The 18,907-nt window shown below is 62.5% G+C and carries 14 protein-coding genes; 6 read left to right on the top strand and 8 right to left on the bottom strand.

What is annotated here, in order from left to right; genetic code table 11:
- Positions 1-107 precede the first annotated feature (107 nt).
- A complete protein-coding gene (locus ACQ4WO_RS22555) occupies positions 108-2,774 on the top strand; it encodes a DNA topoisomerase III (protein ID WP_436483321.1) in 2,667 nt (888 codons plus the stop codon).
- A gap of 78 nt (positions 2,775-2,852) precedes the next feature.
- On the opposite strand, the gene ACQ4WO_RS22550 is transcribed toward ACQ4WO_RS22555, so the two are convergent.
- The 4 genes from ACQ4WO_RS22550 to ACQ4WO_RS22535 all read right to left on the bottom strand — a co-directional run bounded on the left by ACQ4WO_RS22550 (position 2,853) and on the right by ACQ4WO_RS22535 (position 7,346).
- Positions 2,853-3,575 (bottom strand): hypothetical protein, encoded by a 723-nt coding sequence (locus ACQ4WO_RS22550; protein WP_436483320.1) that lies wholly within the window; start codon positions 3,573-3,575, stop codon positions 2,853-2,855.
- Between the two features lie 74 nt (positions 3,576-3,649).
- Positions 3,650-5,062: an alkaline phosphatase gene (locus tag ACQ4WO_RS22545; protein ID WP_436483319.1), complete on the bottom strand. Its 1,413-nt coding sequence runs from the start codon at positions 5,060-5,062 to the stop codon at positions 3,650-3,652.
- 29 nt (positions 5,063-5,091) lie between these two features.
- A complete protein-coding gene (locus ACQ4WO_RS22540) occupies positions 5,092-6,543 on the bottom strand; it encodes an alkaline phosphatase (RefSeq protein ID WP_436483318.1) in 1,452 nt (483 codons plus the stop codon).
- A 113-nt stretch (positions 6,544-6,656) separates the two neighbouring features.
- A complete protein-coding gene (locus ACQ4WO_RS22535) occupies positions 6,657-7,346 on the bottom strand; it encodes a hypothetical protein (protein ID WP_436483317.1) in 690 nt (229 codons plus the stop codon).
- 99 nt (positions 7,347-7,445) lie between these two features.
- On the opposite strand from ACQ4WO_RS22535, the gene ACQ4WO_RS22530 reads away from it, so the two are divergent.
- From ACQ4WO_RS22530 to ACQ4WO_RS22510, 5 genes are all read left to right on the top strand, one after another.
- A complete protein-coding gene (locus tag ACQ4WO_RS22530) occupies positions 7,446-8,363 on the top strand; it encodes a LysR family transcriptional regulator (RefSeq protein WP_436483316.1) in 918 nt (305 codons plus the stop codon).
- Between the two features lie 88 nt (positions 8,364-8,451).
- Positions 8,452-9,321: an MBL fold metallo-hydrolase gene (locus tag ACQ4WO_RS22525; RefSeq protein WP_436483315.1), complete on the top strand. Its 870-nt coding sequence runs from the start codon at positions 8,452-8,454 to the stop codon at positions 9,319-9,321.
- 136 nt (positions 9,322-9,457) lie between these two features.
- Positions 9,458-10,114, top strand: coding sequence for a DsbA family protein (locus tag ACQ4WO_RS22520; RefSeq protein WP_436483314.1), 657 nt, complete (start codon positions 9,458-9,460; stop codon positions 10,112-10,114).
- 93 nt (positions 10,115-10,207) lie between these two features.
- Positions 10,208-11,671: a catalase gene (locus tag ACQ4WO_RS22515; protein ID WP_436483313.1), complete on the top strand. Its 1,464-nt coding sequence runs from the start codon at positions 10,208-10,210 to the stop codon at positions 11,669-11,671.
- A 152-nt stretch (positions 11,672-11,823) separates the two neighbouring features.
- Entirely contained in the window at positions 11,824-12,207 is a 384-nt protein-coding gene (locus ACQ4WO_RS22510) for a hypothetical protein (RefSeq protein WP_128141263.1), read from the top strand.
- A 53-nt stretch (positions 12,208-12,260) separates the two neighbouring features.
- Here ACQ4WO_RS22510 and ACQ4WO_RS22505 read toward each other — a convergent pair whose 3' ends face one another.
- The 4 genes from ACQ4WO_RS22505 to ACQ4WO_RS22490 all read right to left on the bottom strand — a co-directional run bounded on the left by ACQ4WO_RS22505 (position 12,261) and on the right by ACQ4WO_RS22490 (position 18,893).
- A complete protein-coding gene (locus tag ACQ4WO_RS22505) occupies positions 12,261-15,839 on the bottom strand; it encodes an ABC transporter permease/M1 family aminopeptidase (RefSeq protein WP_436483312.1) in 3,579 nt (1,192 codons plus the stop codon).
- A 10-nt stretch (positions 15,840-15,849) separates the two neighbouring features.
- Entirely contained in the window at positions 15,850-16,743 is an 894-nt protein-coding gene (locus ACQ4WO_RS22500; protein WP_034749256.1) for an ABC transporter ATP-binding protein, read from the bottom strand.
- Between the two features lie 170 nt (positions 16,744-16,913).
- Positions 16,914-18,110, bottom strand: a complete 1,197-nt coding sequence (locus ACQ4WO_RS22495) for an ABC transporter permease (RefSeq protein ID WP_436483311.1) — start codon at positions 18,108-18,110, stop codon at positions 16,914-16,916.
- Between the two features lie 3 nt (positions 18,111-18,113).
- Positions 18,114-18,893, bottom strand: coding sequence for an ABC transporter ATP-binding protein (locus ACQ4WO_RS22490; protein WP_436483310.1), 780 nt, complete (start codon positions 18,891-18,893; stop codon positions 18,114-18,116).
- Positions 18,894-18,907: the final 14 nt, after the last annotated feature.

Below are 18,907 nucleotides of genomic sequence, written 5' to 3'. Positions count from 1 at the left end.
ACCACAAGTCACTGTGCCTTGCGCAGACAAAAGCGTCGGCGCCTGGCAATGCACTGTATGATGCGCATGCTGAAACTATCCTAGAGCATTTTTCGAGACTAAAAAATATGACAAAAACCCTCATCATCGCCGAGAAGCCTTCTGTCGCGAACGATATCGCGAAGACGCTTGGCGGCTTTACCAAGCACGATGAGTACTTTGAATCGGATGAATACGTCCTGTCGTCGGCGGTCGGCCACTTGCTGGAGATCGCTGTACCGGAAGAATTCGACGTGAAGCGCGGCAAATGGAGTTTCGCGCACTTGCCGATGATTCCACCGTATTTCGCGCTGAACCCGATCGCCAAGACGGAAGCGCGCCTCAAAGTATTAAACAAGCTGATCAAACGCAAAGACGTCACCACCCTCATCAACGCATGCGATGCGGGGCGCGAAGGCGAGCTGATTTTCCGCCTGATCGCGCAAAACGCGAAAGCCAAGCAACCGGTCAAGCGTTTGTGGCTGCAGTCGATGACGCCGGGCGCCATCCGCGACGGTTTCTCGCACCTGCGCAGCGACGAAGAAATGCTGCCGCTGGCCGATGCTGCCCGCTGCCGTTCGGAAGCCGATTGGCTGATCGGTATCAATGGCACGCGCGCCATGACGGCGTTCAATTCGAAAGAAGGCGGCTTCTACCTGACGACCGTGGGCCGCGTGCAAACGCCGACCCTGTCCATCGTCGTCGAACGCGAAGACAAGATCAAGAAATTCGTGCCGCGCGACTTCTGGGAAGTGCGCGCCGAATTCGTGTGTGCGGCCGGTATCTATGAAGGCCGCTGGCTCGACACGAAGTTCAAGAAGGACGAGAACGACCCCGAGAAGCGCGCCGAGCGCCTGTGGAGCAAGACGGCTGCCGACTCGATCGCCACCGCCTGCCGCGGCCGCCAAGGCATCGTCACGGAAGAGTCGAAACCGACCACCTCGATGGCGCCGGGCCTGTTCGACCTGACCAGCCTGCAGCGCGAAGCGAACTCGCGTTTCGGCTTCTCCGCCAAGAATACCCTGGGCCTGGCCCAGGCGCTGTACGAAAAGCACAAGGTGCTGACGTATCCGCGTACCGATTCGCGCCACCTGCCGGAAGACTACATGCCGACCGTGCTGCAGGCGCTGGAAACGGTCAAGGAAAACAGCAACTACCACCAGTTCGCCAAGCAGATCATCGACAAGGGCTGGGTCAAGCCGAACAAGCGCATCTTCGACAACACGAAGATCTCGGATCACTTCGCGATCATCCCGACGACGATCGCGCCAAAGAATTTGTCCGAGCCGGAACAGAAGCTGTACGACCTCGTCACGCGCCGTTTCATGGCCGTGTTCTTCCCGCCTGCGGAATTCCAGGTCACCACGCGCTACACGGAAGTGTCCGGCCATCAGTTCAAGACTGAAGGCAAGGTCATGACCAATCCGGGCTGGCTGGCCATCTATGGCAAGGAAGCATCGACGGACGCCGACAAGGAAAGCAATGGCAACGGCAACCTGGTGCCTGTGGCCAAGGGCGAGAAAGTGCAGACGGAAAGCGTCAGCGCCAACGGCCTGGTGACGAAACCGCCTGCGCGCTTCACTGAAGCGACGTTGCTGTCGGCCATGGAAGGCGCCGGCAAGCTGATCGACGACGACGAGCTGCGCGACGCGATGGCCGGCAAGGGCCTCGGTACGCCAGCGACGCGCGCGGCCACCATCGAGGGCTTGCTGACGGAACGCTATCTGATCCGCGAAGGCCGCGAACTGATTCCGACGGCCAAGGCGTCGCAGCTGATGACCTTGTTGAAAGGCCTGGGCGTCAATGAATTGACGGCGCCGGAGCTGACGGGCGAGTGGGAATACAAGCTGTCGCAGATGGAAAAAGGCAAGATTTCGCGTGAAGAATTCATGCGTGAAATCGCGCAGATGACGCAAATCATCGTCAAGCGCGCCAAGGAATACGACAACGACACGATCCCCGGCGACTACGCGACCCTGGAAACGCCATGCCCGAATTGCGGCGGCGTGGTGAAGGAAAACTACCGTCGTTTCGCCTGCACCAAGTGCGAATTCTCGATGAGCAAGACGCCGGGTTCGCGCCAGTTCGAAATCGCCGAAGTGGAGCAATTGCTGAAGGACCGCACCATCGGCCCGCTGCAAGGCTTCCGTTCGAAGATGGGCCGTCCGTTCGCCGCGATCCTGCGCATCGTGCGCGATGAAGAGATCAAGAATTTCAAGCTGGAATTCGATTTCGGCCAGAACGACGAGAGCGAAGATGGCGAAGGTGTCGATTTCACGGGCCAGACGCCCGTGGGACCGTGTCCCAAGTGCAACGCCGGCGTGTACGAAATGGGCCTGGCCTATGTGTGCGAACACAGCGTGGCCAAGCCGAAGACGTGCGACTTCCGCAGCGGGCGCATCATCTTGCAGCAGGAAATCTTGCCGGAACAAATGGCAAAACTGCTTAACGATGGCAAGACGGACTTGCTGCCGGGCTTTGTTTCCCAGCGCACGCGTCGTCCGTTCAAGGCTTTCCTCGTGCGCGGCAAGGATGGCAAGGTGAGCTTCGAGTTTGAAGAGCGCAAGGCCAAGCCGGGTGCCAAGACGAAGGCGGCAGCCGCCGAGGTCGAAGGCGAAGAAGGCGCGGCGCCAGCGAAGAAAACGGCCGTCAAGAAAGCGGCAGCCGTCAAAAAGGCGCCAGCGAAGAAAGCTGCGGCCGTGAAAAAGCCGGCCGCCAAGAAGGTGCCGGCGAAGAAAGCGGCAGCGGCCGAGTAATCGGGCGCCAGCCAAACAAAAGCCAGGGATGTCCCTGGCTTTTTTTACGTCCCGATTTTCTTGGCGTTAGTCTGACGCTTAGTCGAGGTAGTCGGAATACTCGCGCTGCGCGTAGTTCTGCAAATTCGCCCACGGCTGCGCCTTGCTGACCGTTGGCTGCAGCTTGACGTCGACCCGGCGGTAGAAGGTATTTGCGCGGTCGCCGCTTTCGATGATCAGCGGAATCTGCTTTTGCTCATCCCACAGGATGCGCTGGAACACGCCATTCTTTTCCACTTCGCGCCAGCGCGCGCCCGTCACGGTCGATGCCTGTTTCGACAGCGGCATGGCGGCCACCAGTTTCGGGTCCAGCAGGTAAAAACTGTTTTCCCAGGAGCCGTCGAAATTGACGTTTTCGTATTCGGCTTTCGGGATGGAAACGACGATCTTGTCATGCGCGTCGATGTATTCCACGCGCACGGTATTCTTTTCCAGCATCACGTGGCGCGGGATCAGCACGGGATTGAAGTGCTTGTGTTCATGCTGCGTGGCCTTCAGCGCCACTTTGGTGTTTTCGCCATGCTTGTGGCCCGCATGCGCGTCCGTCGACGGCGCCAGCACGCGCTCGACCCACACGTGGCCGGGGCGGCGCAGCATCTTTTCTTCGTAGCGGCTCTCGCGCGTCACGCCTTCCGGCGTCAGGACGCGGCTGTAATAGGTGATGCCCAGGTCCAGGTCGGCAGGAGCAGCGGCGGTGGGGGCAGCGTGGGTGCTGGCGGCAAAGCCGGCGGCGAGGAGGACGGCGATCAGGGACGATTTCATGGTGTTGCCTTTACGTGCAGAGGGGCGGAGGGCCTACGCCATCCGCCCCGGTGGGGTTACCGTGTTGATGTGGATCAGAAGCCGAACGCTGCCTTCAGCAAGTCAAACACCTTGGTGTTGTCCAGGGTGCCCTTGAAGGTCTTCGCGCCGGCGCCCGTGGCCAGCAGCTTGACGTCGCCGCCGCCGTGGGTTTCGCTGGCCAGACGCACGCCTGTTTCTTGCAGGTAGTTGTCTTTCAGGGCCGTGGCGCTGTCGACGTTGCTGCGCAGGGCAGGGCGGTTCGGGCCATTGCCGAATACCAGGGTGGTGTAGGTATTGCCATCGGCATCCTTGCTCGGCTGGTTATCCTTGTAGCCGCGGTTGATGTCGAGGATATTGTTACCGCGCTTGCCATAGCCGTTGAAGGCCAGCGTGTGGTCATGGTCGGCCGTGACGACGATCAGGGTATTTTCCAGCTTCGGATCGGTTTCCCTGATCTTCGCGATGGCGGCTTTGACGGCATCGTCGAAGGCGATGGTATCCGTCAGCGCGCGCTTGGCGTTGATGCCGTGCAAGGCGTGATCGATGCGGCCGCCTTCGACCATCAGGAAGTAGCCGTTCGTGTTTTTCGACAGCAAGTCGATGGCTTTCAGCGTCATTTCCGACAGGCTAGGCTGGGTCGCGCCTTCGCCCAGCGGTGGCGTGGCCGTGCGGTCCAGTTCATATTCCAGGTGGCTGCGGGTGCTGTACAGGCCGATGAATTTCTTGCCGCTCGGCGCCGCCGCCATTTCCGCTTTCGTCGCGGCCACGGTGTAGCCCTTGGCGGCAAATTCCGTCAGCAGGTTGCGGCCATCGGCGCGGCCGTATTTGTTGCTCGTCGACCAAGGCGTGAAGTGGTTGCGGCCGCCACCCATCAGCACGTCGACGCCATCGCCCAGGGCCGCGTTGTAACCCGCGCCGCCTGGCGTCGCTTGGGCGGCGATCGCGTATTGCGCATTGCGGTTGCAGATGTGCGAGAACGTCGTCGCCGGCGTGGCGTGCGTCAGTTCCGTGGTGGTGATGGCGCCCACGGCCTTGCCCTTGGCTTTCGCCAGTTCCAGGATGGTCGGCACGCTTTTGCCGCCGGCCGGGCAATTGTCCACGCCCAGGTTGCCGTTGGCGTCGCGGCCCGGTTCCTTGGCGATCGTCTCCTGCGCCATCGAGATGACTTCATTGTTCATCTTGACGCCGGTCATGTAGGCGGCCATCGATGGTGCGCTGTCCGTCGTTTGCGCATCGTTCGAGAACGTCTTGATGCGCGCCGTGCGTTCCAGCGTGTCCATCGTCAGGCTGCCGTCTTCGCCGTATTTGTAGATGCGCGACGCCGTCACGACGGACGGGCCCATGCCGTCGCCGAGGAAGAAGATGACGTTCTTGGCGTCGGCGGCGTAGGCGCCGTTGGCAACGCTGGCGGCCACGAGCGTGGTCAGCAAGGAGAGTTTCAGTGCGGATTTCAATGCGGGTTTCATGAGCTTGTCCAATTCTTGTCTCTTGGGGATTACAGACCGCCGGCCGTCTTGACCAGGCCGAATACTTTGGTGTTGTCGATGGTGCCCAGGAAGGTTTCCGAACCCTTGCCGATGGCGCCCAGGAAGACGTCGGTGCCGCCGTGGGTTTCGTTGCCGGCCGCCGTGCGGATCACCGCTTCCTGGTGGTAAGTATTGGCGCTGGTGACGGTTTCATCGAGGCTGGCCATGGCGGCGCGGCTAGCTTGCGTGCGGTTTTCGCCATTGCCGAAGCCGATGATCGAATACGGTGCGCCATCGAGGTCTTTCTCGACGGCGCCGGTCACGTAGTTCTTCACCACGCCCAGCACGCCAGGGTTGCCGGCCGCCGTCTTGCCCGTGCGCTTGGCGTAGCCGTTCAGCACCAGGGTGTGGTCATGGTCTGCCGTGACGACGATCAGGGTATTGGCCAGGGTCGGATCGGTGAGCTTGGCTTTGTCGATGGCGGCCTTGATGGCGTTGTCGAACGCGACGGTGTCTTGCAGCGCTTTCTTGGCCGTCGTTTCATGCAGCGCATGGTCGATGCGGCCGCCTTCGACCATCAGGAAATAACCCTTCTTGTTCTTGGCCAGCACGTCCATGGCCTTGGTGGTCATTTCCGCCAGGCTAGGTTCCTTGGCTGCATCGCGGTCCAGGTCGTAGCTCATGTGGCTGGACGTGAACACGCCGAACAGGCGCTCCGTCTTGGCCGCATCGACGGCCTTGAAGTCGGTGGCGGTGTTGGCGACCGTGTAGCTTTTCGCTTTCAGCTCGGCCAGCAGGTCGCGGCCATCGGAACGCTTGCCGCCATCCTTGAACGGCTTGAAGAATTGCGCGCCGCCGCCGAGGACGACGTCCAGGCCGGCCGTACCCAGCGCGCTGTTGTAGCCCGTGCCGCCAGGCACCAGGGCCGCGGCGATATCGTTTTCCAGGTCGCGGTGGCAGATGTGCGAGTAGGTCGCGGCCGGCGTGGCGTGCGTCACGCGCGCCGTGCTGACGACGCCGGCGGCAAAGCCCTTGGCCTTGGCCAGTTCCAGCAAGGTGGTGGCGGGCGTGCCGTTGCCGGTGCCGCATTTGTTGGCCAGCTTGTTGCCGTTCGCATCCGTGCCCGGATCGATGGCGACCGTGTTGGCCGACATCGAGATGACTTCATTGTTCATCTTGACGCCGGTCATGTAGGCGGCCATCGATGGCGCGCTGTCGGTCACTTGCGCGTCGTTCGAGAACGTCTTGACGAAGGCCGTTTCCGGCAGGGTGTCCATGGTCAGCGAACCTTCTTCGCCGACCGAATAGATGCGCGCGGCCGTCATGGTGGTCAGGCCCATGCCATCGCCGAGGAAGAAGATGACGTTTTTCGGCGGGGCTTCAGCCACCACCTCTTCTTTTTTTGCATCGCTGCCGCAGGCGGCCAGCATCAGGGTGATGGCGACGCTGCAGCCAGCGACGGAAATTTTTCTGCGTGTCATGTGGTTCATCCGGCTAGGTTTGAAAGAGCTGGCAAGATAACAACCCAATATGACGCCATCATGACGCTGTGACACATTTGACACGTGGATGCGCGTCCGCCCGGCGTGGTGTTTTAGCGCACGTCCTCGGTGGAAAAGTACACCGTGCCGCGCAAGCGGGCCGTTTTTCCCAGTTGTGCGCGCAAGGCCGCTTGCAAGCTGGCGGCAGGAGTTTCCTGCACGCCGGTTTTCGCCACGACGACGTCGCCGTGCGGCGCATCCTGGGGGCTGGTCCAGGCGACGATATGCTCGAAATCGGGGCGGCTGTCGATACGCTTGACGAGGAAGCGCTGCGTGCCGTCGCCCACCTGCAGGTAGCGCGCGCTGGCGTGCGTGGCGGGGGCCGGCGACAGCTGGCGCATCAGCAGGACGCGCTCGACGATGATGGCGGCAGCGCCGTAGCCGGGTTCGGCTTTTCCATCCTTCTCGAAGTGTCCGCGCACCACCGTCGCCTGGAACTGGCGCAGCGGCAGCGGCGCGGCCGGCAGCAAGCGCGCCAGCTCGAAGTGTTCCGGTTCGAGGGTCCACAGCGCCGTATGGCCATCGAGCCGCTGGCGCAGCCGCGCATCGAGGACGGGGTCGGCCAGCCGCATTTGCAGCACCACCTGGTAATCGTGCGGCGCATGGAACATCGGCAGGTGCGAGGCATACAGCCCTTGCTTGCCGCCAAACAGCACCATGCCGTGCAGGCCCCAGGTCAGGGGCGCGGCGTGGGCGAGGCTGGAGGTGAGCAGGAACAGAGAAAGGAAGAGAGTGCGCAGCATGGGTTTCATTGATGAGTTGGAGTGCAACGATGATAGGGGCGATATCATGGATGGTACAGCAACCATTTTTCACTTTTTGTGTCCTGTTTGGAAAACATCATGAACATGAGCCTTGCCGACCTGCGCGTGTTTTGCAGCGCCGCGCGCCAGCCAACCCTGGGCGCGGCGGCGCTGGAATTGCACCTGACGCCATCGGCCGTGTCGAAAGCCTTGCGCCGTCTGGAGGGGGACATGGGCGCGCCCCTGTTTGACCGGAGCGGCAAGCAATTGCTGCTCAACGATAGCGGCCGTTTGCTGCTCGAGCGTGCGCGCACCTTGCTGGCGCTGGCCGAACAGGCGTGCCTGGACGTGATGGGCGAGCGGGGCGCCATCGATGGCCGCATCGCCGGCCCCGCCTTGCTGCTGTGGCGCCACGCGGACACTCTGGCGGCGGCGCTGGACGCCTATCCGCAGGCCAGTGTGCGTTTGCAACCGGCTTTCGAGGATGCGGCGCTGGAGGCCCTGGCGCGTGGCGATTGCCATGCGGCACTCGTAACGCAGGACGCCATCGCCCGGCGCGGCGCCGACTGGCCCGCCACCTGGCACAGCACGGCGCTGGGCAGCATGCGCATGCTGCTGGCGGCCGGGCGCGGCCATGTGCTGGCGCGCAGCGTGCCGGCAGCCTGCGCCTCCGTGCGCTGCGGCATGCAGGACGTCTTGCCGCACGCCTTCGCCAGCCCGACGCACTCCTTGCTGTGCGGCGAGGAGCGTGGCCGCCATGCCGATGGCTGGCGCGGCGTGGCCGGGCGCACTATCCGCTACTGGAGCGACGATGTGCAGTTGCTGATGGGCTATGTGCAGTCCGGCCGGGCGCTGGCCTACCTGCCCGACTTCGCCGTGCGCGCGCACGATTTGTTGCAGGTCGAACTGGCTGGCAGCGTCGATTGCAGCGAACAAATCCTGCTTGTGTGGGATGGCGCGCTGGCGGGGGAGTGGCTGCACGCCTTGGCGCGGCAGTTGTCAATTCATCCGAATTGAGCAACAAACTATTGCGCTTTAACGGGTTTTTCTGCCGGATTGAGCAACGTAAGATGCAGTCATCCCAATCATCTTGTGAAGGCAGATCATGTTCTCCAAAACCATCAGCAGCGTTCTTGTTTCCACCGTGTTTGCCGCCGGCGCCGCCTCGGCCGCCGCCAGCGCTCCCCTGAGCCTGGAAGTATTCAACCCGGGCGAAGAGGCCATCTTCCCCGTCGCTTCCGTGCTGGTCGCGGGCAAACATGACGCCGTGCTGATCGATGCGCAGTTTTCGCGCGCCGAAGCGCAAAAGCTGGTGGAGAAGATCCGCGCCAGCGGCAAGAAACTGACGACCGTGTACATTAGCCACAGCGATCCCGATTTTTACTTTGGCCTCGACGTGATCAAGGCCGCGTTCCCGCAGGCGAAAATCGTCGCCACGCCTGAAACCGTCGCCGAGATCCGCCGCAAGGCTGACGCCAAGGTCGCCTACTGGGGCCCGATCCTGAAAGACAACGCACCGAAAAGCATCGTGATTCCCGAAGCGTTGACGGGCAAGCGCATCGCCCTGGAAGGCCAGTCGCTGGACATCGCCGGCCCGACGCCAGCGCGCACCTATGTGTGGATTCCCTCGATCAAGGCTGTCGTCGGCGGCGTGGTGCTGTTTGGCAATTTGCACGTGTGGACGGCCGATACGCAAAGCGCGCAATCGCGCCAGGACTGGCTCAAGACCCTCGATGGCATCGCCGCCCTGAAACCCGTCACCGTCGTGCCTGGCCACTTCAAGATCGGTTCACCCCTGACGCCGGACAGCATCGGTTTTACGCGCGACTACCTGGTGACGTTTGAAGAGGAAACGGCCAAGGCCGCCAATTCGGCCGCCCTGATCGAGGCGATGAAAATGCGCTATCCGAAGCTGGGCCTCGATGGCGCCCTGGAGACCAGCGCCAAGGTCGCCAAAGGCGAAATGAAATGGTAAAAACCTGCTGCGCGACGCGATTTCCGGCCTGCGATGCTCACTGTGCTCTAGCACAGTTGCGCTTCTCTGCCAGAACTAGCGCCGCTCGCTACGGTTTTTGCAAGTCATCTGTTTCAGTTTTATAAAGGATAGAGTCATGCCCACACTGCACTACATTTTCGACCCGCTGTGCGGCTGGTGCTACGGCGCCGCGCCGCTGGTCGGGGCGGCGCGCGCCGTGCCTGGCCTGACGGTGGCGTTACACGGCGGCGGCATGATGACGGGCAGCAATCGCCGCCAGATCACGCCCGAGTGGCGGGACTATGTGCTGCCGCATGACCGGCGCATCGAGCAAATGTCGGGCCAGCCCTTCGGCGACGCTTATATTAACGGCTTGCTGAACGATACGACGGCCATGATGGATTCCGAACCGCCGATCACGGCCATTCTGGCGGCTGAAGCCTTGGCCTGCAAGGGCCTGGACATGCTGCAGCGCGTGCAGCGTGCCCATTACGTGGACGGCTTGCGTATTGCCGACCTGCCCGTGCTCGTGGCCTTGGCGCAAGAACTGGGCATGGACGGAGCGGCCTTCCAGGCCGAATATGCGCGGCAGGCGGGCGCCGCCACGCAGCGGCATATCGACGCCAGCCGCGCCTTGCTGGCGCAGGTGGGCGGGCAGGGCTTTCCTACGTTCGTGCTCGACGATGGCAGCGGCAAGCTGTCCGTGATCGATATCGGCGGCTTCCTTGGCCAGCCCGCGAAGTTGCAGGCGCAGCTCGGTGGCGTATGCGATGCGCAAGGGTGTGCATTGTAAATAACTATCGATTCGATAAAATCAATTGGCTTTTACTTTGTTGTTGACCTCGTTACACTAGTTCCATTAGTCAACAACGAAGGAAAAGCAGCCATGAGCCAACAGCCGCCATTCAGTACCGCCTCGGGCATCCCCGTCGCCGACAACCAGAATTCCATCAGCGCCGGCCCCCGCGGCCCGCTGCTGCTGCAAGACTTCCACCTGATTGAAAAACTCCAGCATTTCAACCGCGAGCGCATCCCTGAGCGCGTCGTGCACGCGAAAGGTTCGGGCGCCTACGGCACCTTTACCGTCACGCACGACATTACGCGCTACACCAAGGCCAAGCTGTTTGCCGAAGTGGGCAAGCAGACGGCGACCTTTGCGCGCTTTTCCACCGTCGGAGGTGAACGCGGCAGTGCAGACACGGAACGCGACCCGCGCGGTTTCGCGGTACGTTTCTACACGGAAGAAGGCAACTGGGATTTGGTTGGCAACAACACGCCGATGTTCTTCATCAAGGACCCGATCAAGTTCCCCGATTTCGTCCACACGCAAAAGCGCGATCCGCAAAGCAATTTGAAATCGGCCGAAATGATGTTCGACTTCTGGAGCCATGCGCCGGAAAGCTTGCACCAGGTCACCATGCTGTTCTCGGACCGGGGCACGCCGGACGGCTACCGCCACATGGATGGCTTCGGCAGCCACACGTATAGCCTGATCAATGCCGACGGCCAGCGCGTGTACGTGAAATGGCACTTCAAGACGCGCCAGGGCATCAAGAATCTGCCTGCCGCGGAAGCGGGCCGCCTGGCCGGCGCTGACCCTGACTACGCCCAGCGCGACCTGTTCGGCGCCATCGCACGCGGCGATTTCCCCCAGTGGGAAGTCAAGCTGCAGGTGGCGACGCAGGAGCAACTCGATGCATGGGAACAACGCACGGGCTGGAACCCGTTCGACCTGACGAAAGTGTGGCCGCACGCGGACTTCCCGCTGCTGCCGGTCGGTATTTTCGAGCTGAACCGCAACCCGGATAATTACCATGCGGAAGTCGAGCAGGCCGCCTTTTCGCCGGCCAACGCCGTGCCCGGCATGGGCTACTCGCCGGACAAGATGCTGCAAGGCCGATTGTTCGCCTACCACGACGCCCAGCTGTACCGGGTCGGCACGAACCACCAGCATCTGCCCGTGAATGCGGCCCGCTGCCCCTTCCACAACCAGCAGCGCGACGGCGGCATGGCGATCCGTAATGGCGGCGCGGCACAGAATTACGCGAACGTGGCGGCGGCAGGCACGCAGCCGCAAGGACTGGGCCATGGCGAGCCAGCGCTGGCGCTCGATGGCGGCGCGGCGCGCTACGATGGGCGCGGCGTGGAAGACGACTTTACGCAAGCCGGCAATCTGTTCCGCCTGATGTCCGCGCAGGCGAAGCAAAACCTGTTCGACAACCTGGCCGGTCCCTTGAGCCAGGTGCGGCCGGAAACCTTGCAGCGTCAACTCGGCCACTTCGACCGGGCCGATGCCGCCTACGGTGCCGGCGTGCGGGCCGCCTTGCAGGCGCGCGGCGTGGCGCTGTAGTGAGTGTTGCAGGCGGAACAATGCTGTTCCGCCTGTTGTTGATGCAGCGCAAATTAGAGCTGGATATCAAATATTGCAAATATTGCCTTGTGGACATATTTGCCGTCCATGCGTAGACTTGACGGTCTGATCTGACTAGAAAGTCTTGCAATATGAATATCGCGAAGCTGTCGGTGCATGGGGACGACCCCACGCTCAAATCCATCCTCGAAGTCTTGCCCACCGATCCGGAACGACAATGGCGCAAGGGCGAGGCGAAGGGCGCGAATCGCGTGCATCTCGATTCCGGCTTCGAAGTGCTGATCGCGCAGGCGCCCAAAGCGCAAGTGTTGCCCTCGCGCATACGCAGCTACCTGGCCGAATGCCGCTCGCGCGGCGTCACGTTCACGATGCCGCGCATCGTGGCCGAGCTGCAACTGGAGTTGAACGGCGACGACACGGTCGATGCGCCGCTCGACCTGTCGCTGGCCGACATGCAGCACCTGACGGAAATGGGCATCAGCCTGAGCCTGGTGACGCGTTCCGCCGCAGCCTGATTCCCTTGTAATATCGAAGTGGCCGCCCTGAATGCACGGGCGGCCATTTTTCGTCACGGCTCTTCGAGCTCGACGGTGACCATATTGTCGTCCGGCTTGCGGTCGATCAGCTTGTTGTCGGGATCGATGCCCGCCTTGCCGGGGCGGCTGCCGACGATGACGGTGTAGCTCGCCTCGCGGGCCGTCATGCGCAGGCGTTCGCGCAGCAGCGGATGGCCATTCGCATCGTCGACGCCGATCTCGATCCAGTCGTGCAGGGGCGCGTCGTGTTCCTCTCCCTGTTCGCCAGCCGTCAATTTTCCCGCCTGCACGTTGAGGGTGACGGCGTACTTGCCATCGCTGCGTTTGGTGGCCGTGGCTGACAGGGCGCGGTTGTCGAACAGCACGATTTTCTCGAACAGGTCGTCGATCAGATAAGCCTGCTCGGGCGGCGTGACCTGGCGCAAGCCGGCAATCAGCGCCGTCACGCTGGCATACGGCGGGCCTTTCTGGCCATAGGTCTTGAGCAGGTCGCGCAGCACGCCGTTGATCTTGTCTTCGCCGATGATATCTTGCAGCAAGTACATGGCCAGGCTACCCTTGTGGTAGTGGATGTAGGCCTGGTTTTCATTCTCGGCCAGCGGCAATTCCTTCTTGCGCTCTTCGCTGCGCCCCATCAGGTATTGATTCAGGTCATAGCGCAGGAAGCGGCGCATCTTGGCCGGCCCCACGGTTTTCTTCATCACCATCAGTGCCGAATATTCGGCCAGCGTTTCACTGAGCACGGTGGCGCCGCGCGTGTTGCCGCCCACCAGCTGATGCGCCCACCACTGGTGCGCGACTTCGTGCGCCGTGACGTAGAACGGATAGTCGATGTCTTTCGGATTCTTGTCGTCCACCTTGGCGATGAAACCGAGGCCTTCCGAGTACGGAATCGTGTTCGGGAACGACTGCGCGAACGTGGCGTAGCGGGGGAATTCGACGATGCGCAGGATCTTGTGCTGGTAGGGGCCGAAGTTTTTCGTGTAGTAATCGAGCGCTTCCTTGCTGCCGCGCACGAAACGATCGAGATTGTATTCATGCCCCGGCTGGTAATACACGTCGATGGCCACGTCTTGCCAGCGCTCGTGCTTGACGGCGTAGCGGGCCGACTGGAACGCGTAGAAATTCAGGATGGGCTGGTCCATCGTGTAATGGAAGTAATGGCGGCCCTTGGCGATCCAGTCGTTGTCCAGCATGCCCGGCGCGATGGCCGTCTGGCCGTCGACCGTGCTGACGGTGGCGTCAAAGTTGATGCGGTCGGCATCGTTGCTGACGTAGTTGTCGGCCAATCCCTTCGCATCGTCGCGCGGCAAGGCCCGTTCGCGTGCCGGCAAACCGTGTTTCTTGCGGTCGCGCGGGTCCGTCAATTCCTGCTGCGGCTGGTAGCCGATGTGCGGCAGCACGGCATTCGTGAAGAAGGTGCCGTTACCCACCACGGGCGTGTCCTGGCCCAGGCCGAAGATGCCGCGCGGCGCATAGCGGACGTCGAAATCGAGGCCCAGGGTGGCGCCCGGCGCCAACGGCGCGGCCAGGCGGTAGCTGTAAAAGCCCAGCTTGCCGTCATCGAGGCCGGGATGCACGCGCGCGTCAAAACGCAGGCGCATGGTGGCGGTCGGGTCTTGCTGCACAAAAATGTGGCTGATCGGCAGGCTGGTCTTGTTTTGCAGCAGATAGCGGCCCGTGACGATGAGGCTGCGCTGCGCCGGGTAGATGGCCACGTCGAGTTTCACGTCGGTGATTCTCGGTTGCGGCGTGGCGGCAAACTTGCGGTACTGGCGTTCGATGCTGGCGCGGTCCGCATCGCGGGAAAACTCGGACTGGTAATCGTTGGCCACGTGGAAAACGTAGAACAGCACGCCGCCGGCACCGACGAAGATCAGGGCGCCGCCGGCAAAGCTGGCCAGCACGCCATGCGTGAGGCCGTGGCGCGCCAGGCGCAGGCGGATGCGCCAGCTGTCCTGCGCGCCGCGGGGCCAGAACAGCAACGACAGCACCGTCAGCATGACGGCCGCGCCGCTCCAGTACAGCAGGTACCAGCGCTCGCGCAACACAAAGTGGCCGGCGCCGTTCATGGCCGAATACACGACTTCCGGCGTGCTGCCGTACAGCAGCAGCGGGTCGCCCAGGCCCAGCGAGGAAAAGCTGATGCTGGCGATGTGGTACAGAATCATGGCGAAATACGCGAGGTATTTCTGATTGATCAGCACCTGCACGAAGATGGCCAGCACGGCGACGAGCGCATAGTAGGGCAGGTGCGACAGGAACAGCGATTCCAGGTACAGGCCGGGGTCGAGGCGGTAATAGCCCTTGAAGACCTGGATCGACATGCCGCACAGCATGATGACCAGGCTCAGCAAGGCTTGCAGGCCGACCAGCGCCAGCAGCTTCGACAGCAGGGGCAGCCAGTTCGGCACGGGCAGGGCGTCGAGCATCTGATACGTGCCCGCTTCCCGTTCGCGCCACACCAGCTCGCCCGCGTAGAAGGTGGTAATGATCAGCATGAACAGGGCGAACGAGGCGCTGACCATGTCCAGCACCTTTTCCGTGACGGGATAGGTATTCGTGCCGTACATGGAACCCATGTCCAGCGCGCCCGCATACATGGTCAGCACGCCGGCCAGCACGATGACGACAAAATAGATGTTCTTGATGGTTTCGCGCAGGTTCAGCCAGCTCATCTTGAGAAGCAGGGCGGCCAGGTTACGCTGCGCGAAGTCGGGCGTTTCCTGCGTGGACAGCGAGGCGTTCGACAGGCGCTGCGGCGCCTCGCCCTCGCTGCGGCGCCTGGCGGCGCCCGCGTCCGTCGTCGCGTGGAACTGGAAGCGCCAGTAGCCGAGCAGCAAGGCCACGAGGGCGAAGCCGGACCAGATGGCGCGGTTCAGCAGGTACACGCCTTCCAGGGTCACCAGGCGCGTGTTGCGCTCCGCGTTCGGCCAGTATTCCGTCAGGCGTATCAGCGCCGTGGTGCCGAAGGGGTCGATCAGGGCGGCCAGGGTCTTGTAGTCGAGGTCGCGCGCCAGCGACGGCGCCACCAGGTAGCCGATCAGCATGACTACCGAGCTGATGTACACGGGCAGCATGCGCCGCGTGAGTGCCGCGATGACGAAGAAAATGGCGCCAAAGATGAACAGGTTCGGCAGCAGGGTAAATACATACGGCATCAGGTAGGCGAGCGCCCGTTGCGGCCCCAGCCGTTCCGGGTCGATGCCGGGCAGCCAGGCGCCCAGCCAGGCACCGATGACGATGCTGGAAAACACCACGGCCAGCACCAGATAGGCGCCGAGGAAGCGGCCGAATACGTACTGGTATTTCTTGATCGGCGCGCTGAAGAAGAAATGCTGCATGCCGTATTCGAAATCCTGCTGCACCGAGCGGCCCATCATGGCGGCCACCACCACGGCGCCGAAACAGCCCAGCAGGCTGCACGTGAACGCCAGCGAACGCGGCGCGTTGATCAGGAACTTGCCGCCGAAACTGATGCTCGCTTCCTTGAAGACGCCGCCGGCGGCTGCCATCCACAGCATGGCCAGCGCCAGGAACATGGCGAAATACACCCAGGTGGACAGCAGCTTGAGCCGCTGTCGCGCTTCAAAGCGGGCGATGGCAAACATGGCCGTCCCCTCAGTCGCACTGCTGGGCGACGCGGTGGCGCCCGGCAATGGTGGCGAAATACAGGTCTTCCAGGTCGCCGATGGCTTCCTCGAAGCCGTCGCCCGGGTCGTCGTCGCTGTAGACGTGGATCAGGGTACGGCCCGACAGCAAACGCGTGGAAATGACGGCGTGGCGCTGCTGGAAGCTGGCCAGCTCCTTCTTGTCGACAAAGCGCGCCCAGATCTTGCAGCTGACTTCGTCGATCAGTTCCTGGGTCTTGCCGCACAGCAGCAAATGGCCCTTGTTGATGATGGCCATGTTGGCGCACAGGTCGGCCACGTCGGACACGATGTGGGTCGACAGGATCACCGTCTTGTCTTCGCCGATGTCGGACAGCAAGTTGTGGAAGCGCACCCGCTCCTGCGGGTCGAGGCCGGCCGTCGGCTCGTCGACGATGATCAGTTTCGGGTCGCCCAGCAGGGCTTGCGCGATGCCGAAACGCTGGCGCATGCCGCCGGAAAAGCCGCCCAGGCGCTGGTGGCGCACGTCGAACAGATTGGTTTGCTGCAACAAGCCGTCGACGACTTCGCGCCGACGCGCCCGCTGCGACAGCCCTTTTAACATGGCGAAATGGTCGAGCAGCTCGTAGGCCGTCACTTTCGGGTACAGGCCGAAGTCTTGCGGCAGATAACCGAGCATGCGGCGGATTTCGTCCTTGTCGTCGAGCACGTCGTAGTCGCCGAAGAAGATCGAGCCGGAATCGCATTCCTGCAAGGTGGCCAGGGTGCGCATCAGGGTCGACTTGCCGGCGCCATTCGGGCCCAGCAAGCCGAACATGCCCGGCGGTATCGTCAGCGAAACGTTGTCCAGCGCCACTACGCCATTCGCGTAGGTCTTCGACAATTTGCGGATCTGCAATTCCATACAACTCCTAACTCATGCGTTGCTGCCCGATGCGACAGGGCTACTCTATGCTGGCATTGTATTGAATTTAAGACGTACTGGGCAGTTGCATGCGATACACGGCATTTTCGCGTGCCCAGGGTGCAGCTGGGCGGGGTGGATGGCACCCCGCCGCCAGCTCGTTGGCGTGCTTAATTCCGGAATAACACCGATTCGCGGTTGAACCACCAGCGGCACAGCATCAGCAGCGCGCCCGCGATCACTGTCGTCGAGGCCAGGATCACGCCGAACATGCGGTAATCCATGGTGCCCTTGACCAGTTCCTTCATGGCCAGCGACACATTCGTCAGCGGCACCATGGCCCATATCCAGTTCAGCTCGACGCCGGGCAACATGGCCGCCACCGTGGGCAGGATGACGAACAGCATCAGCGGCGTGATCATGCCGGCCGCTTCCTTGTAGCTTTTCGCGTAGATCGAGATCGACAGCAGCAGCGAGGCGAAGATGGCGGCCGTCGGCACCAGCATCAGGGTCACCATGGCCAGGTCGGGCAAGCCGATGCTGCGCACCATGACGGCCATGTTCCCCTCGAGCGAACTGCCGAAGATGGCCAGCAGGGCGCCCATGCTGCCCACCATCAGCACGGCCGAGGTCATGCCGACGGTAAACAGCACGAGGAACTTGGCCACCACGATGGCGCTGCGCGGCACGGGGGCCAGCAGCAGGGTTTCCAGGGTGCCCCGTTCCTTTTCGCCCGCGCCCAGGTCGATGGCCGGATACATGGCCGCCGTCAGGCACACCATCAGCAGCAGATATGGCAGCATGCCGCCGACGATGGCGCCCATCTGCTCGCGCTCGTTGGCCGTCGATTGCTTGTCGAGCACGATGGGGTGCAGGGCAAAGGCCAGCTGGGCCGTGCTCAGGTTCAGGGCCGACAGCGCGTTTTCGCGCAGGCTGGCGTTGTAGGCCTCGACGATCTCGCGCACCCGCTGCTGGGTCACGTCGACCGTGCTGGCGCTGTTGTAATGCAGGGTGACCTTGGCTTGCTGCTGTTGCTGCAGCGCCTCTTCAAACCGGGGCGGGATGACGACGGCGAACTTGATGCTGTCGTCGCCGATGGCACGGCGGATGTCGCCCTCGCTGGCCAGCGGCACTTCGCGCAGGTTGTGCTGCTGCGCAAAACGCGCGCTCAAGCCCGGTGAATGGTCCTTGCCGAACAGCGCGTAGCGCATTTCCGCCGTTTTCGCGTTCTTGAACATATTGCTTGAAACATAAGCGAAGCCGCCAAAGATCAGCGGCATGGCAAAGATGGGGATAAGGATGGTGAAGATCAGCGTCTTGCGGTCGCGTGTGAGTTCCAGCAACTCTTTCAGATAAATGGTCCACATGGCTCAGGCTCCCTGGTTGATGACGCTGACAAAGGCGTCGTACAAGTCCGCGCTGCCGCCCAGGTGGCGCAGTTCGTTGACCGTGCCATTGAAGGCGGTGGTGCCGCGGTTGATGATGCAGACGCGGTCGCACAGCTTTTCCACCTCGTGCAGGTGATGCGTGGAAAAAATCAGCGGCACGCGCAGCGCCTTGTAGCTGGCGATGAAGTCGAGCAGGATCTTGGCCGACATCACGTCGAGGCCCGTCGTCGGCTCGTCGAGGATCACCACCTGCGGCTCGTGCACGACGGTGCGGGCGATTGCGCACTTCTGTTTCATGCCCGTCGACAGCTGATCGGCCCGTTTGCCGCCGTACTCTTCCATTTGCAGCAGGGCAAACAGTTCGTCGCAGCGGCGTTTCAGCTTGTCGGCAGGCATGCCATGCAGGCGGCCAAAGTATTCCACGTTCTCGCGCGCCGTCAGGCGGCCGTACAAGCCCGTCGAACCGGACAGGAAACCGATGCTCTGGCGCGCCACCAGCGGCTGGCGCAGCACGTCGACGCCGTTGACGAGGGCGCTGCCCGCGTCCGCCTGCAAGGCCGTCGACAGCAGGCGCAAAGTAGTCGTCTTGCCGGCGCCATTCGGCCCCAGCAGGCCCAGCACTTCGCCCGGGGCGCAGCTGAAACTGACGTCGCGCACGGCGTGGAACCAGCCCTCGTGTTCGCGCGGATCGCTGACGTGCACGCCCTTGCCTTTGTGGGGCGGCATGCGGAAACGTTTTGCCAGGTGTTTGACCTCAATCATGTGCATCATCCATT

This window comes from Janthinobacterium aestuarii (assembly GCF_051380835.1).
In the GTDB taxonomy this organism is placed as follows: domain Bacteria; phylum Pseudomonadota; class Gammaproteobacteria; order Burkholderiales; family Burkholderiaceae_D; genus Janthinobacterium; species Janthinobacterium aestuarii.
The sequence above is the reverse complement of the archived record's forward strand: the minus strand, read 5'-3'. Positions and strand labels throughout refer to the sequence as shown.

What these genes read in the sequence shown, in the direction of transcription:
- ACQ4WO_RS22530 (WP_436483316.1), top strand. Translation starts at nt 7,446, where the DNA reads ATGAACATGAGCCTTGCCGACCTGCGCGTGTTTTGCAGCGCCGCGCGC.
- ACQ4WO_RS22515 (WP_436483313.1), top strand. Translation starts at nt 10,208, where the DNA reads ATGAGCCAACAGCCGCCATTCAGTACCGCCTCGGGCATCCCCGTCGCC.
- ACQ4WO_RS22495 (WP_436483311.1), bottom strand. Translation starts at nt 18,110, where the DNA reads ATGTGGACCATTTATCTGAAAGAGTTGCTGGAACTCACACGCGACCGC.
- ACQ4WO_RS22510 (WP_128141263.1), top strand. Translation starts at nt 11,824, where the DNA reads ATGAATATCGCGAAGCTGTCGGTGCATGGGGACGACCCCACGCTCAAA.
- ACQ4WO_RS22540 (WP_436483318.1), bottom strand. Translation starts at nt 6,543, where the DNA reads ATGACACGCAGAAAAATTTCCGTCGCTGGCTGCAGCGTCGCCATCACC.
- ACQ4WO_RS22500 (WP_034749256.1), bottom strand. Translation starts at nt 16,743, where the DNA reads ATGGAATTGCAGATCCGCAAATTGTCGAAGACCTACGCGAATGGCGTA.
- ACQ4WO_RS22490 (WP_436483310.1), bottom strand. Translation starts at nt 18,893, where the DNA reads ATGATTGAGGTCAAACACCTGGCAAAACGTTTCCGCATGCCGCCCCAC.
- ACQ4WO_RS22520 (WP_436483314.1), top strand. Translation starts at nt 9,458, where the DNA reads ATGCCCACACTGCACTACATTTTCGACCCGCTGTGCGGCTGGTGCTAC.
- ACQ4WO_RS22550 (WP_436483320.1), bottom strand. Translation starts at nt 3,575, where the DNA reads ATGAAATCGTCCCTGATCGCCGTCCTCCTCGCCGCCGGCTTTGCCGCC.
- ACQ4WO_RS22535 (WP_436483317.1), bottom strand. Translation starts at nt 7,346, where the DNA reads ATGCTGCGCACTCTCTTCCTTTCTCTGTTCCTGCTCACCTCCAGCCTC.
- ACQ4WO_RS22545 (WP_436483319.1), bottom strand. Translation starts at nt 5,062, where the DNA reads ATGAAACCCGCATTGAAATCCGCACTGAAACTCTCCTTGCTGACCACG.
- ACQ4WO_RS22555 (WP_436483321.1), top strand. Translation starts at nt 108, where the DNA reads ATGACAAAAACCCTCATCATCGCCGAGAAGCCTTCTGTCGCGAACGAT.
- ACQ4WO_RS22525 (WP_436483315.1), top strand. Translation starts at nt 8,452, where the DNA reads ATGTTCTCCAAAACCATCAGCAGCGTTCTTGTTTCCACCGTGTTTGCC.
- ACQ4WO_RS22505 (WP_436483312.1), bottom strand. Translation starts at nt 15,839, where the DNA reads ATGTTTGCCATCGCCCGCTTTGAAGCGCGACAGCGGCTCAAGCTGCTG.